10 protein-coding genes are annotated in these 15,031 nt (G+C 58.2%); all 10 read right to left on the reverse strand.

From position 1 onward, the window contains the following. Positions 1-84: 84 nt before the first annotated feature. Positions 85-1,086, reverse strand: a complete 1,002-nt coding sequence (locus H6650_22415; protein MCB8954767.1) for a sulfotransferase — start codon at positions 1,084-1,086, stop codon at positions 85-87. A gap of 100 nt (positions 1,087-1,186) precedes the next feature. Beyond that, positions 1,187-2,329 (reverse strand): hypothetical protein, encoded by a 1,143-nt coding sequence (locus H6650_22420; GenBank protein MCB8954768.1) that lies wholly within the window; start codon positions 2,327-2,329, stop codon positions 1,187-1,189. A gap of 98 nt (positions 2,330-2,427) precedes the next feature. Further along, positions 2,428-3,723 (reverse strand): glycosyltransferase, encoded by a 1,296-nt coding sequence (locus tag H6650_22425; protein ID MCB8954769.1) that lies wholly within the window; start codon positions 3,721-3,723, stop codon positions 2,428-2,430. A 16-nt stretch (positions 3,724-3,739) separates the two neighbouring features. Next, positions 3,740-5,836 (reverse strand): hypothetical protein, encoded by a 2,097-nt coding sequence (locus H6650_22430; GenBank protein MCB8954770.1) that lies wholly within the window; start codon positions 5,834-5,836, stop codon positions 3,740-3,742. Positions 5,837-6,770: 934 nt separating this feature from the next. Then, entirely contained in the window at positions 6,771-8,420 is a 1,650-nt protein-coding gene (locus tag H6650_22435; protein MCB8954771.1) for a tryptophan 7-halogenase, read from the reverse strand. A gap of 586 nt (positions 8,421-9,006) precedes the next feature. Further along, positions 9,007-10,659 (reverse strand): tryptophan 7-halogenase, encoded by a 1,653-nt coding sequence (locus tag H6650_22440; protein MCB8954772.1) that lies wholly within the window; start codon positions 10,657-10,659, stop codon positions 9,007-9,009. 302 nt (positions 10,660-10,961) lie between these two features. Continuing rightward, entirely contained in the window at positions 10,962-11,816 is an 855-nt protein-coding gene (locus H6650_22445) for an SDR family oxidoreductase (protein ID MCB8954773.1), read from the reverse strand. Positions 11,817-11,909: 93 nt separating this feature from the next. Continuing rightward, positions 11,910-12,758, reverse strand: coding sequence for an alpha/beta hydrolase (locus H6650_22450; protein ID MCB8954774.1), 849 nt, complete (start codon positions 12,756-12,758; stop codon positions 11,910-11,912). Between the two features lie 146 nt (positions 12,759-12,904). After that, positions 12,905-14,512: an alkaline phosphatase family protein gene (locus H6650_22455; GenBank protein ID MCB8954775.1), complete on the reverse strand. Its 1,608-nt coding sequence runs from the start codon at positions 14,510-14,512 to the stop codon at positions 12,905-12,907. Between the two features lie 14 nt (positions 14,513-14,526). Next, the gene (locus H6650_22460) at positions 14,527-14,814 is read right to left on the reverse strand and encodes a hypothetical protein (protein MCB8954776.1); all 288 of its coding nucleotides are present in this window, start codon (positions 14,812-14,814) and stop codon (positions 14,527-14,529) included. Between the last annotated feature and the right edge of the window lie 217 nt (positions 14,815-15,031).

The following is a 15,031-nucleotide window of genomic DNA, read 5'->3' on the forward strand; positions in this document are numbered from 1 at the left end:
GGGGCATTGGGGTAGCCATGAAATCCGTTTGCGGCGCCAGTTTGAAGGAGCGGTAAGGAAACAACTTCGTTGCCTTATTTAATCCTAATAGTCGGCTCCCTCAACCTCGTAACCGAATTTTTCGTAGTACGCGGCGAACTGACGGGCGATCTTGTGCTTTCTCTTTTCGACTTCGGGCAGCAGCGGCGACTGGCGCACGTTGATGAATGTTTCGTAGTCGAGGGCTACTTGTGGCTGTAATTTCAGGAAATCCATGATGCTGCCGATAGTCTGGTTTGGGGTCTGGCACAGGTCTTCGTAGCGGACGCTGATGTAGTCGGAGGGGGGGATTGCCGGCATTTCCCGCAGCAAATACCGAATCGCCCGCCAAACATGCGTCCACGCCAGGCGATACCCCATGTCCAGGTGCGAAGAAAAGACAAAACGGCTCATCGCCAATCGCAGCGGATTGTCCCATGTCGGCGCATACCACTCGGCAATCAGCGCAATATAATCATTCCGCTGCGCGAAAACGGAGCGCATCGCCTTCATCTGCGAATTAATGATGCGAGTAGGGTGGCGGCTAAGAAAAATGAAGCGGGACTGGGGAAAACAGCGTTTGACATAAGCGAAGTTCATGAAGAAATCCCACGGATTCTTCAGGAGCAGGGGCTTGTCGGGATCGGAGATGAACTGCACCTTGCGGCACACTTCCGTAAAAAAGTCCAGGTTGGCCGGCGTAATGTGCGGGCGCTGCCCCGCGCCGTGCAACATAAAACCATATTCTTCCGTCAGATCGGGCGTCACCTGCACGCCGTCGATCTTGCGATCCGTCAGCCCCAGCGTATCAAACCGTTGGCTCAATCGCTGCTTTGCCGCCGCCGTTTGTCCGGCGATGTGGTTCGCCAGCAGCTCATCATACATGATGATGTGATACGTCGTGATGGGGTTGAAGCTCTTGGACAGTTCCAGCAGTTGATACAACAAGGTTGTCCCGGAGCGATGGTCTCCCATGATGAAGATGGGCTGGAAGGCAACGTCATCCAGCCTGTGCAGATAGGCTTGATCGGGTTTGGCGGTTGGGGAAGCGATATTTGTCGTGGTCATATTTGTTGCGCAAAGGTTCAGGGTTTCACGGGTTCAAAACCTTCCTGGAAGCTCAGTTTCAAACCATCTCGCGTCAAGACAGCTTCTGGGAAGGTCGCGTTCAGGGGGCTGTGCCGGGGAAGGTGAGCAGGGCAATGCTGCCGTCGTAGGGGCGGTTGGGTGTGCCCACTTGAATGTAGATGATAGCTTTTGTGCCGTCGGGCGACCAGTCATTGTCTGCGGCCACACTGCGCTGATCGGGGATGTAGTGTGGGTGTCCGGGAAGATTGAAGAACGTGATGCGCGTCTTATTGGCTCCGCTGGCGTTCATCACCCAAAAATCCGTGAACAGGTCGTCGGGTATGTAGGCGTTGCAGTCGCAATCGCGGCTGGACATCCACAGGACGCGCGTGCCATCGGGGGAAAACTGCGCATGTTCGTCCCACTCGTCATAGGAAAGCGTGAGCGGCGCGACCTCACCGGTAGACAGGTTGAGCTTGTAGATGTCCATGAATGATTGTGCCGGATCGTCGGGCATACGGAAGGCGCTGAAGATAAGGTGCTCGTTGTCGGGTGTGAAGCCGTGCGTTTCGTACAGGATTTCGCCCAGCGGCTGGTAGGTGAAGACGGTCCCCAGGATGGTGTTTTCGCCGCCGGGCTGGTGGACGTTCAGATAGAGGACTTTGAGTGCCCAGATGCCGGTGGGGGTGTCGCTGTCGGCGATGCGTTCCGCCCAGGTGAGCATGGCGCCATCGCCGGAAAAATGGGGGTGGAGGACGCCCATGCCTTCGGCGACGTCCGTGAGGCGGGCGAGAATCTGGCCCCAGCGGCTAATGAGGTAAATGTCGTTATTGACCCCCAAACCGGGCGTGGCGTAGTCGGAATTGCCGGCATGTTGCGCTTTTTCCGCCTGCACCGCCAGGAAGTTGCCGTTGGGATACCAGGCGGGATTGCCCACGTGACGACCCGTGAACTGGCTCATGCTACAGGTGAGGCAGACATCGTTGGAGCCGTCGGGATTCATGAAGAAAACGTCGAAATCACCGTCGGCGTCGCGGCGGTCGTAGGCGATGATGTTGAGCGATTTGGACCAATCCACCCGTCCGCCATCCTGGCGCAGCATCGTGATAGTTATGTCGTCGGGGGCGTTCCGCGGAGGCGCGGCCAGTGCCGCCTGGTTGCGGTCCCCGATTGCCACGCCCAACAGTAGCCCGCAGAGCAGGCTAATGGACCAGAATAGCCGTGATGATTTCCGGTGTTCCATATGCAACCCGTTTCCTCCTGTGACAACGGCGAATCGCGTTGAGCGGGTAGTGGTCAGATTGTCGTTTTGGTGCAGGCGACGCGCCACGGGGTCGCCGCTCATTTTCCCGTTTGCGCCAATGCTTCCATAAGCGCCGCCGCCTGTTCGCCGCCACCATAGCGCTGGCAAGCGGCGGCAATACGCTGCGCGTTTTGGCGATAGGTGGGATTGTACAAAACTTCCTCGACGGCCTGCCGCAGTTTCTCCGGCGTCAATTTCCACGGCGACAGGCGAATGCCCGCGCCGGATGCGGCCACGCGCTCCGCGCTCTCCGGTTTATCCCATTCCGTGGGGACCATCACCAGGGGGACGCCCGCTTGCAGCGCGCCCAACGTGGTGCTGGCTCCACCGGCGGCAACCAGCAGGTCTACTTTGGGAATGAACTCGCTATCGGGAACCCAGCTCTTGATGTGGATGTTGGGGGCGACGGGGTGCAGACCGACTTCGGCGGGGTCGCGCCGCCCGCCCGTAGTCATGACGACCTGGATGGGGAGGTCGGCCAGTCCTTTGGCGGCGGCCCGCAAGATGATCGGTTTCTGGTCGCGCAGTGTGCCTTCGGTGATGTAGACGAGGGGTTTGTCCGGGTCGAATTCGTTCATCCAGGCGGACGGGGGGGCGTCGCTGACGCGGTTCCAAACGGTTGGCCCCACGTATTTGACGCTGGCGGGGAGGTCGCCGCGATTGTAGTCGAGTTCGGGAACGGTGGTGGAAATGTAGAGGGGCATTGTGCCGGCATATTCCGCCACCGGCATCGTCAACGGGGGCAACCCATTTTCCACCCGCACCTGGTTCGCGTCACGGCGAATGCCGGCCGTAGACAGCGAGAGAACCCGGGCAATCGCCGACGTTTTTACGCGGTCGAAGAATGTGCGTGGACGGGGGATGCCCAAACCCACCACGGGAACCTCCGGTCCGGGCAGCACCGTGCCCACCGTCCAGGAGTAAATCGCCACGGGGATGTTGTGCTTCTCGTGCGTGATCAGCAATGGTCCCCACATGGTCGTGTCCACCACCAACACGTCAGGCCGCCACTGTTGCACAATGGCCTCCAGGTCGGCTACCTGCCCGCGCAGGGTGCCGATCAGCCAGTGGTGATAGATGAACACCTGCCGCTGGCGGCGCTTGAGCATCGTTGGCTCGCCGAAGAACCCTTCCGCCAGCAGTTTCTCGAAGTAGTTGCCGTCCACTTGTTGGAAGGGGAAGCATTTGAATCCCTGGCTTTCGACGAGGGAGACGGCTTTGCCGCCGGTGTAAAAGGCGACTTCGTGCCCACGCTCGCGCAGGGCGATGGCTGCCGGCATATTTGGGAATACGTGACCATACATAGGCCACACCGCAATTAAAAATCGTGCCATGATCCGCCTGTTTCTCCTATCCCCACAACAAATCGGCGGGAATCTGTTTTTCCTGCGCCAGCAGTGTGCGTCGCACCAGCTTCCGCAGGGCTACCTGCACGTCCCGTATGGCCCAATCCGCTTCCGACTGCGCACGCGCCGCTTCCAATGTCACATACAGGTTCTTCAGCGTGGCGGCTGCCATGGCCAGGTCTCCGCCTTTCGCCGCGGTCTGGGCGTCGTTCAGGGTTTGAAGGGCGCTGTTTTGTTGCGGGAGATGGTGGGCGTGGCGGTTGAGGAGTTGGTGGATGCCGGCATAGGTAGATGCCGGCATAAATGAAGGCGCGGTGACGATATTCGAAGCCGCCGACTTCTGCCCATCCGCATACTCTGCCACCACGTAGTACATGTAATGCCCGCCTGCCGCCGCTTTCCCATCCACGAAATGCGCCTCCGTGGTTGTCCCCACCGCCTCATACCGCTCCGGAACCCAGACTTTATCCGGCAGCGGCGGCAAGTACATCCCGCGATTGGAGCGCAGGAAGTTGCGCACCACTTTCAACAGACTGGACAGCATCTTATTTCGTTCAATGGTGTCGCGCCGGTCGCTGAACGTTGCCCGCCAGACGTGGTACTGCCGCGCTCCCGGAGCCGCCTCCCAGGACAGCAGCACACGATTCCCCGCTGTCTCCCCTTCCAGTTCCTCCGGCGGCGCAACTTCCATTCCTGGTTCGGCGGGTGTGCCGCGCCAGATTTCTAGTCCCGTCCAGTTGTTTGTCGTGCCCACGAACAGGCCATGTGGCGTGTCTACCATCGTGCGCACCCCAAAATTGGAGATGCGACCAAACCCATCGGTGGTGATAGGGGCAAAATGGCAGCCATCTTCCGTCTCGAAGACGTGAACGCCCGAACCGGGTTTGATAATGTCCTCCGCTTGCGGCAACGTGCGCAGCGTCATGCCCATGTTCATTGTCCCCAGATATAGCCGCCCCATGGATTCGCGCATCCACCAGATGTGACCGTTCAGGTAGTTGTTAAAACCGGCGTCATGGCCGCTCAACGGATATTTCCAGCCATCCGGCGTCTGTCGCGGCGTGCCCACAATCAACTCCCAGGAGTCATCCGGGTTAATGCGGATAATCTCCGCCGGGCGGTCCGTGCCTACGTAAAGGCAGTCCTTAAAGACACGCATACTGATGACGTTGGTGCTGGGTTTGGGCAGGTATGCGCCCTTGCTCACCACGGTCGTGTAGCGGTAGGGTGGCTTGCCGCTGGCGTCCGTCTTCACCACGCCGTAGCCACCCTGCTCGTCGCGGATGCCCACGTACAGATACCCGTTGTAGGTGGTCATGTCGAACACTTTCACGTCTTCCGGGAAGGCGTAGGTAAAGCTGTCGTTCCCCGCCTTGGGGTCTTCGGAGACCATGAGGAAGCCGTAGCCCCGCACGGGACCATGCGTGAGGAACAGCTTGTCTTTGTAGACCACCATGGTGCGCAGGGTGTTCTTCGGCAGGTCGCCCATGAACGTGCCCGGGTCCTGTGGCACGCGCGTGAATGTTTCCCCGTCGGTGCTGCGCAGCAGGCCCGGTGGAGGGAAATGATGACCGCCGCGCCCGTAGAGCCAGTACACGAACTTTGGCGTGACGGAGGCCACGTAGAGGGCTTCGCCACCATCCGCTTCCGGAACGGGCAGCATGTAGCGGTAGCCTACTTCGCGGGATACCTGGCGGTTGGGCTTCCCTTTGACGACGGCGTCTTTCTCCGCCTGGAAGACCCGTTCCCACTGGTCTGTTTCCGGCGTCCAACACCAGATTTCCGCCTGAAGTTGTAGGTCCAGGGGGTTAGGGGCGCAATCTACCTCATCGTCGTCGGGTGGATATTTCGCCAGCAGTACCTTGATCACGCCCGGCAGGGCAATGTTCATCGCCGCGCGTTCGCAGCAGAGCCAGGAACGATTTGTTCCCACGTACAATTTGCCCTGCCACCAGACCATTGACCAGGCCCAGGTGTTGTCGCTGTCGCCGAATCCGCGTGGCGCGGCGAGGTTGAAGTTAAGCCGGGGCGCGCGCGTCGGGGTGTAGGACGGCGTGTCCTGGCTAGGAGTCGTATTGGGGGTGAGAGTTTCGCTTAGCATGTTGGGAAATCCATTCTCCTGAGATTCAGTTGTCTCGCATGTCGGTTCGTAGGCCCTTTGCCGGAGGCTGCCTTTCGCTGAACACAGTTCAGAGGAGAGAATACGTGACTATACAGGTCATCCGCCCAGATTGGACCAATTTGCTCTGGCTAAATCCTATTGATGTCTACAAAACTGGTCCAATCTCTCGGAGACGTGAATAGTTACAAGTTGATTATGGTGCTGCCCGCCGCCACGTTGTCGGATGAAAGATGACAAAAGTCTCGACCGGGCGCCTCAACTTCAGAGTTGGCTTAAGACGTCAGCAGCCTGTTTTCGGGACAGTCCGCCAGACTTTTGTGGTCTGGCGGATTCTATCCGTCTGGTTGGCGTGGATGCGTGTCACCGTATCGCGGCGATGTCGGCTGCTAACATGTACCATTTGTAAGACGGCGGAGTAGAGAATGCGCCGGGGCGGTTGATGCACGAGCGACAGCTTGCGCCGCCCCGCTAATTCTATTGCAACATGACTGTGCTGACGAATTATGAAGGATGAATTCCAAAGGACGAATTACGAAGGGCTAATTGCGAGGACGAATCATGAGTACGTCCTTCCTCTTTTTCTGAGATTGGTTTTGCGGGTGGATTGGGCATGGCTGCGCCGACCACTGTCCACTATCTGCTGACCACTGTTTCCGAAGGAGACGGCACGCGCCGCGGCGCGCCACCATGAATGACAGCATCTTCCCGGAAGCTGCCCCCCAGGGCCATCATCCGTGACGAAGCTTCCGGGAAGATTAACTTCGTAGGAGAATGACAGCATCTTCCCGGAAGCTGTTCCCCAGGGCCATCATCCGTGACGAAGCTTCCGGGAAGATTAACTTCGTAGGAGGCAAAAAAAAGAGGTCCACAAACGTGGACCTCTTTTGTGTGTATGGGGGGGCGGGGCGGGTGCTTAGCCAGCCATGGCCAGTTCGGTTTCTTTGTTGTGGCGCGCGCCGCGGACGGCTCCGAGGAGCATTCCTTTCATTTCTGGCGGGGCGGAGGTGAGTGCCCAGACGGTAGATTTGATGATGGAGGAGAAAGTGCCGGCATTTATATACCGCTTAGTAGGATCCGCCAGACCCACCGCCGGCGACGTAAACGACGCATTCTGGATCAAGGACATAATCTGCTTCGTGGCCGCCTTCGTATCCAGCGTGCCCGCTTCCACCTGTTCCATCACCCGCACGCCCTCGTCAAACACCTTCTTAAAGCCCGGATGATTGCTACAGAACAGACCCATGGGCGGTTCCTTCTCCGGCAAGATAGCGTCATCGTGCGTCTTCTCGTAGCGGCGATAGATGCTGGCCAGGCGCAGGTCGCCAATGCCCACGCCCAGTGCCCAGATGCGGAACCACGCATTCCACAACTCATAGTCGCGGAAGGAGACATAGGCCCCCCAAACCAGCAGGTCGTTGTGCTTAATGTTATTCTGTTGCAACTCCTCCAGGTATTGGAACCGCTCGGCGCGGAAGTCATTGTCTTTGACCGCGCCCAGAATCATGGGAATCAGAGCGTTGATCGCCTCCATGGTGTTTGCCAGACCGCGCGAGAAGAGCGCGTCGATGTTGCCCGACGCCTGCGCCAGCAGACACCAGCGGTCGCCAACCGTTTTCTTGGATGTGTACTGGATGCGCCCCGTGGAAATCCAGGGGCGGACGATCTTGGCATCCTTGAACTGCGCGCCCACGCTGGGGAGCTTTTTCATCCACATATCCCACTCTTCTTGCGGGGTCATGTCCGCGGGCTTTGGGTAGAGACGGGAGTCCAATTGCAAGCCAACGCTGACCAGTGGATTGGTGGATTCGGGGTGGTTGTCAAAGGGAATGATCCACATCCAGCCACCATCAAAAATGTGGTGACAGGTGCCGCTATACCATTTTTCCGGTTGACCGTGAATGTTGCCCGATAGTTCGTCAAAATCCTTGACGTCAATCATGTGCGTGAAGATCGCGCGGGAGTGGGTGCGGGCCTGTGGAGGATTGTCGCGCAGATCGAATTTGTCGGAGAGGGGAGAGCGGAAACCCGCCGCATCCACCAGATAGCTGGCGGTAAGCGTCTCACCCTTGTCCGTGGTCAGCGTGACACCGTTACCGTCAATGTCCACGTTGCTGACGCGCGTGTTTTGCATACCCACCGTGCCGTGATGCAGCGCCGCCTGGTAGAGGTAGGCGTCAATGTCCTGGCGGAAGAGGTGCGCCTCATATCCCTCGCGGAAGGGGGGGATGACCAACTGGTTGGCCTCGGCGGGGTTGTGCTGTTGGCCCATGCGATGGTAGATGAAGCCGAAGTTCCGCTTTTCGCCACAGGCGGAGGTGACATACTTGCGGATGTTTTCCCCCGACCCGACGTGTCGCAGTTCTTCGATGTCGTAGTGCTCGGCCATGATTTTCACCAGGCGGAGCGTGTGGCGGACGGTGGATTCGCCTATGACGAAGCGGGGGTGGGTGGCCGCGTCCAGCAGCAGCACGCGCAAACCCTGGTCAGAGAGGACGGTGGCGAGCAAGCTCCCGCCGATACCCGCGCCCATGATAGCCACGTCGAACTGATTGGCTGTGTTCATAGCAGTTTTTTCTCCAATTTGGTAGGTAGGTTAAAGGAAATCGTAACTGCTAACGCTCTCTGGAGATTGGTCCAATCTGGCTTAGCAGTTACATGTGGCTACTGGCGCTGCGTCGCGGCGCAGCACAGTTGTTTCAACTGTCGTGAAGCAGGCATCCCGCTTACTGCGTCTGCCAGCGCGGCGGCTGGTGACGGACGTTTTCGCCACAATGGAATCACAGGGAAAAGTGTGCTGCCCAGACCCGCCAGGTTCGTGCCGCGGTTCGTGATGAGTCGCGGAGTGTGATAAGGCAATAGGAAAATGCCGGCCTGGAAATGATGGTCTGTACGGGCAGCAGCAATACGGCAGCGTGTTTACTACAAATTGATTGTAGCGGCTCCCGTGCCCATCGTCAAGGTATTGTATAAGGAATTGATGGGAATATGATGAATGAACGACTTTTGTATAAAGGTTGGCGGTTCCCCAAAAGAAGAAACGACCAACAACACATGACAATGGTCTTGGCTAGACGGGCGTCAGGCGTTGTTGGTCGTTTTCGGTTGGTGTGGTGGGCGACGTGGGTATGCGTCCACCGGCGAGGGATGAATTAGCTGGACAGGGCGGCGGCGGCGGCTTCTTTGTTGCGGTTGGAGCGGACGACGGCGCCTAGCAGCCAGTCTTTCATTTCTGGCGGAGCGGAGGTGAGTGCCCAGTAAGCGGATTTGACCATGGAGCCGAGCGTGCCGGCATTAATAAACCGCTGCTCCGGATCGCCCAAGCCAATTGCCGGAGACGTGAACGGCGCGCTCTGGATCAATGCCAACACTTCGCGTGTTGCTGTCTTAGTATCCTTGGTGCCGTTTTCCACCTGTTCCATGATGCCCAGACCCTTGTAGAGCAGATTCTGGAAACCGACGTGGTTGCTGTAGAACAGGCCCATCGGCGGCTCTTTTTCCGGCAGCAGGCTGGGATCATGCGTCTTTTCATAGCGGCGCAAGATGCTGGCCATGCGCAGGTCGCCCAGGCCGACGCCCAGCGCCCACATACGGAACCAGGCATTCCACAAATCATAGTCACGCCAGGACACATACGACGCCCACACGAGCAGGTCGCTGTGCTTGACGTTGTTCTCTTGCAACGTATTCAGATATTCAAACCGCTCGGCGCGGTAGTCGCCATCCTTGATGGCCTCCAGCAGCAGCGTTACCAGCGAATTCAGCGCGTCCATCGTGTTCGCCAGGCCACGCGAATAGAGGGCATCGATGAAGCCGGCGGAGTGCGAGAGCAAAGCCCAACGATCCCCCACGGTCGTCTTGGCCGTATACTGGATACGACCCGTCGAGACCCAGGGGCGCACGACCTTCGCATCCGCGAACTGCGCCTTGATGCTGGGGAAGCGGTCCAGCCACATATCCCACTCCTCTTGCGGCGTCATGTTCGTCGGTTTGGGGAAGCGGCGGGAATCGAGCTGCCAGCCGACACTGACCAGCGGATTGGTCGATTCGGGATGGTTGTTGAAGGGAATCACCCACAACCAGCCGCCATCAAAGATGTGGTGGCAGGTGCCGTTGAACCATTTTTCCGGCTGGCCGTGAACGTTGCCGGACACTTCGTCGTAATCCTTGACGTCGATCATGTGCGTGAAGAGACCGCGTGAATGTGTCCTGGCCCGCGGCGGATCATCGCGCAAGTTGAATTTTTGCGCAAGCGGCGAACGGAAGCCGGCGGCATCGACGATGTAGTCCGCCGTGAAGGTGTCACCCTTGTCCGTCTTCACGATGACGCCAGACTCGGTCACGTCTACGTCCGTGACGCGCGTGTTCTGCATACCGACTGTACCGTAGTGCAGCGCGGCCTGATAAAGATAGGCGTCGATGTCCTGGCGGAACAGATGGGCTTCGTACCCTTCGCGGAAGGGGGGAATGACCAACTGATTGGCCTCGCGCGGGTTTTGCGGCTGGTTTTCATGGTGGAAAATGAAACCGAAGTGCCGTTTTTCGCCGCACTGCGAGGTGACGTTCTTGCGAATATCATCGCCCGAACCCACCTTGTGCAATTCTTCGATGCCATATTTTTCAGCCATGATGCGCACCATGCGCAGGGTGTGCCGCACGGTGGATTCGCCGATGACAAAACGGGGATGCGTGGCGGCGTCGATCAAGAGAACGCTGGCCCCTTCATGGGTTAAGATGGTGGCTAACATGCTGCCGGCAATTCCGGCGCCAATAATAGCCACGTTGAACTGATTGGTTTGTTTCATTTCAATCATCTCCTATGTAGAAACTGCCAGTTGCATTCAGATACACGTCTGCCACGTCGTAGTACAGTTGTCTTGACTGCAAGAGCAGGCATCCCGCTTACTACGATGTTGTGCCGGCAGGTGAACCCAACTGCAAGGAATCACGAATGTGAGTTTCAGGACACTTAGTAACCGCCCGAAAACAACTTCACACTTTTTACGGGCGGTTACTGACAAGCTGCCCGCACATTTCCGCTAATTTAATTGCGGGCAGCCACTTAAGTAGATTTTACCGGACCCAGGTAGGGTCCCGTGTTCACGGATCATTCTTGCGTGACTTGTTTGATGGCGCGGCCCAGGATGAGGCGCTCGAACGAGTTGCCCGGCATTAGTTCGCGCAGGCGAACGGCCAGCGTTGCCCGTCTACCAACGATGTAATGCAATTTGGGGTGGGCGGCTGTGAGCGCGTGGTAGGCGGTGAGGGCGACATCAACGTTGGTCGTTGGCGAAGATTCAACCAGTCTGTCGGCCATTTCTTCTTCGCGTTGGAACCAGGTGAAATAAGGACTTTGGGGATCTTGGGCGCGTTTTGCCAGCCCGCGGTGGACGGTCCACCGTTCGTTTTTGACGATGGCGGGGGCGATGGCGCTGACGTGAATGCCCAAAGGCGTGACTTCTTGATAGAGGGATTCCGCGAATCCTTCCAGGGCGAATTTGCTGGAGCAGTAGGCGGTGCGGGCCATGGAGGCGATGCGCCCGCCGATAGAAGTGATGTAAAGGAGGCGACCACGTTTGGCGGCGCGCATGTGCGGCAAGACGGCGCGGGTGACGTTCATGGCCCCGAAGACGTTGATGTCGTAGACGCGGCGGATTTCCTGGTCGTCGCAATCTTCGAAGTAGCCACGGAGGCTGATGCCGGCATTATTGATCGCCCCAAAAATGCCACCAGACTCCGCCAGAATCGTCTCCACCGCCGCCGCGATGCTGTTCGGTTCCGTCACGTCCAGCAGCAAGACGCGCGGCGAAACATGGCGCCGCGCCGCCTGCTCCTCAATGTGCGCCTGCTGTTCCGCAAAAGGGATCGTCGCGTACACGTTGAATCCCTTTTCCGCCAGATACAACGACATTTCCAGGCCCAGACCCGTGCCTGCCCCTGTGACCAAAATGGTATCTTTCATAATTCAATAGCCTATACCTTCCTGGAAGCTCCCAGCTTCCAGGAAGATGGGCTTGTACCTTCCTGGAAGCTCCCAGCTTCCAGGAAGGTGGGCTTAATCTCCAGGTTCCGCCTGCTGCATCACGGTATCTGGCGACTTGAAGAAGGCATCCATCAATTCCACCAGTTTTTCCGGCTCTTCCAGCGGGCCAAAGTGCCCGCCGCCATGCAGGGTGACGGACTGGGCGTGCGGCCACACTTCGCGCAGGTAGTCAAACGTGCCCATAAAGTAAGAGTCGGAGCCGTAGACGAGCAAGGTGGGGTGGCGGAATGAGGAGATGAGGTCGAGCGTCATGCCGGCAATTACCTGATAATCATCTACCAGCGTCGTCTCATTCACCAGCCGCAGCAGCGGCCCGCGCTTGCGTGGCAGCGACTTCGCCGGACCGTAGAACTTCGGTGTATCCAGGCTCAGGTTGAGCAAATACTGGAAGTCGCTGTGCTTCTCTTTGGGCACGTCTACGCCCACTTCCGCCAGACGGCCTACCCAGAAATCCCAGCCCACCCATTCAGACTTCATGCGTTCATGGACGAGCGCCGCCAGTCCCGGCTCAATCAAGACCAGCTTATCCACCCGGTGCGGATACTTGATGGCAAAGTGGAGACAAACATCAGCGCCAAAGCTGTGCCCCACAATGTGCGCCTTTTCAATCCCCAGTTTATCCAGCAAACCTTTCAGGTCTTCCGACAGGTTATTGGTGTCGTAGCCCGTAGGCGTGCGCGTGGTGAAGCCATGACCGCGCATGTCCAGCGTCGTCATTTTGTAGCTGCCGCGCATCAGGGGAACCATGCGCAAATGCCACACGGCCAGGTTTCCCAGCAGGCCGTGTACCATGATCACATCTGGTCCTTCACCAACCTGCCAATAATGTACGTCAATGTCGTTTACCTGTATGTTGGACAAATTAGACCTCCAAAAACATCAGCCGGGCAGCTTTTTGTGGCATTGCTCGTCTGATTGGGTGCTGGCTCTTGCCAGTTTCCCGTGATTGTCTCTTACCGTCACGAACGCGGCTAACAGCCAACGTCGCGTTCAGGCGGTTGAATTGTTCAGTCAATGTAACCAAGTTCCATCAGGCGGGCCAGGATGGCTGCTTCCGCGTCTTCGTCGTACAGTTCGTCGTAGGCATCGTCTTCGGCGGAATCGTCGCGGGCGGCTGTGGGCGCGCCCGTGCGTATGGGGTGGGCTTCCAGGTATTCAGCGGTGTAGATTTCCGCCGGCACGCGCCCTTCCAGGTCACTGGGAACTGCCAGTCCCAGGCTGTACAGCATGATGGGGCTAATGTCCAGGATAGACATTTCCGCGGCGCTATAGCCGGCACGCAAACCCGGACCCTTGCCGATGAAGATGCCGAGGGGGCGATGGGTTCCTTCTGGTTTGGGGCGAGGGCGCAGGGGCGTTTCCGCCGGCAGAATTGACACCAAACCGCCATCTCGCAGCACCAACGTCAGGTCCGGCGCCAGGTCTTGCGCCGTACCGTCGAAAGCCTCATCCTTCGTGTGAATTTCCACGACCACCGGCTCGCCCGTTTTCGGGTCCGTAAATGCCCGCAGTTCCGCCACCAATTTCGCCCGGAATGCTTCGTACTCCGATGCCGGCACGCCCGGCTCGCCCGGATTCTCCGCCTTGACGATGTGGATGCCGTTGCTCGTGGGCGTGGAGGCGTAGGCCAGCGTCTTGCTCCAGTCAAACCAATGAATGTGTCGCGAAAGGTGCCCCATGCCCAGCGTGCCGCCACTGGTGTCAATCGACAGATTATCTACCCAGGTGAGGTAGCCGTGGTCCGAAAGCCACTTGTTGATGTGGAGTACTTCCGTGGTGGCCCCAAAGCCGTGGTCCGAGGCCAGCAGCACGGTCGCTTCCGGCCCTGCCAGGGACACAAGCCGCCCGATGGCCTCATCCAGTTTGCGGAAGTAGTTGAAGCACATATCGCGGATACGGCTCTCTTCTTCCGTGGGGTTTTCCGGCCAATAAGCCGGGTCAATGAATCGCCACAGGAGGTGGCCGATCTTGTCGGGGCCGTCAAAAAGGACGGCGACGAGGTCACTGGGATCGGTCTCCATCAGGTAGCTGGCAACTTTCAACCACTGCTGTTCCCGCCGTGTATGCAGTTCGATCCAGGCGGCGTACTCTTCTTCCGCCGCGCCTTCGGTGGCTTTGGCTTCCAGGGCCATGTCCATGGCCAGCTCACGCACGTTGAAGCCGGGCAGCGCCTTCATCTGGTCATAGAGGTTGCTGGGGTAGCAGCCGAGGCGCAGTTGCCGCCAGGGAATCCAGCCGGCGACGACGTAGCCATTGGTTTCCGGGGCGGGGAACATGAGGGGGAAGTTGAGGACGGTGACGCTCATGTCGTTTTCGTTGACCATGCGCCACACGGTTTTGGTGCGAACGTCTTTGGACGTGGAAAATTCGATCTTCTCGCTGTCGGCGGAGGATTTCTGGAAGAAGTCAAAGATGCCGTGGTGGCCGGGGCGGCGACCCGTCATCAGGGATGTCCAGGCGGGGGGCGTTAATGCCGGCACAATCGTCCGCAATTCCGCCTGTACCCCACCATCGACCAACGCCTTCAGGTTAGGCATCAGCCCCTGAGCCATAAACGGGTCCAGCACCGTAAAAGTCGCCCCGTCCAGCCCAATCAATAAGGTCTTGGAACTCATGCGTTTCTTTACTCCTATGCCGTGCCACTGATGTGTTGGTACGTGAAATCCACCCACTCCGCCACGGACACATCATTGAATTCCCGCTGGCCGATTTCCGCCAGGAAATCCGCATACGGGATGGGATGGTTGTAATGCTCCACAATGGAATTACCAAGGACTACAACGTCTAGCGACTGCAAATTCAAGCCGCGGAATAACAAGGTTTCAGGTGTGACCTCACCCTCGTAATCCCAATCTTCCGCTAGCTGTTCCAAAAGGGTCAATACGTAGGTGAGTACCTCGTCTCGGGAATGAGTCATTATCGTCTACTCTCACTTATCTTGGGTTTGTCGTAACCGCCACGAAGTTCGCCAGACGACGCTGGCAGATCGAAGTAGCCCGGCTTCTCCACGAAGTTGTGATTCCGAGCATTCCAGACAACTTTGGTCGTGTTCTGGCGGTGTTTGCAAAATGATTGGTTGCTTGGAGAAAACGCCTGGACTGGATGGGGCGGCCGGATTTGCCATCCTTATCTCT

The organism is Ardenticatenales bacterium (genome assembly GCA_020634515.1).
Classification (GTDB): domain Bacteria; phylum Chloroflexota; class Anaerolineae; order Promineifilales; family Promineifilaceae; genus JAGVTM01.

Bases quoted from the DNA above. Each gene is read 5' to 3' on its own strand.
- H6650_22420 (MCB8954768.1), bottom strand. From the start codon at position 2,329: ATGGAACACCGGAAATCATCACGGCTATTCTGGTCCATTAGCCTGCTC.
- H6650_22415 (MCB8954767.1), bottom strand. From the start codon at position 1,086: ATGACCACGACAAATATCGCTTCCCCAACCGCCAAACCCGATCAAGCC.
- H6650_22430 (MCB8954770.1), bottom strand. From the start codon at position 5,836: ATGCTAAGCGAAACTCTCACCCCCAATACGACTCCTAGCCAGGACACG.
- H6650_22425 (MCB8954769.1), bottom strand. From the start codon at position 3,723: ATGGCACGATTTTTAATTGCGGTGTGGCCTATGTATGGTCACGTATTC.
- H6650_22455 (MCB8954775.1), bottom strand. From the start codon at position 14,512: ATGAGTTCCAAGACCTTATTGATTGGGCTGGACGGGGCGACTTTTACG.
- H6650_22440 (MCB8954772.1), bottom strand. From the start codon at position 10,659: ATGAAACAAACCAATCAGTTCAACGTGGCTATTATTGGCGCCGGAATT.
- H6650_22445 (MCB8954773.1), bottom strand. From the start codon at position 11,816: ATGAAAGATACCATTTTGGTCACAGGGGCAGGCACGGGTCTGGGCCTG.
- H6650_22435 (MCB8954771.1), bottom strand. From the start codon at position 8,420: ATGAACACAGCCAATCAGTTCGACGTGGCTATCATGGGCGCGGGTATC.
- H6650_22460 (MCB8954776.1), bottom strand. From the start codon at position 14,814: ATGACTCATTCCCGAGACGAGGTACTCACCTACGTATTGACCCTTTTG.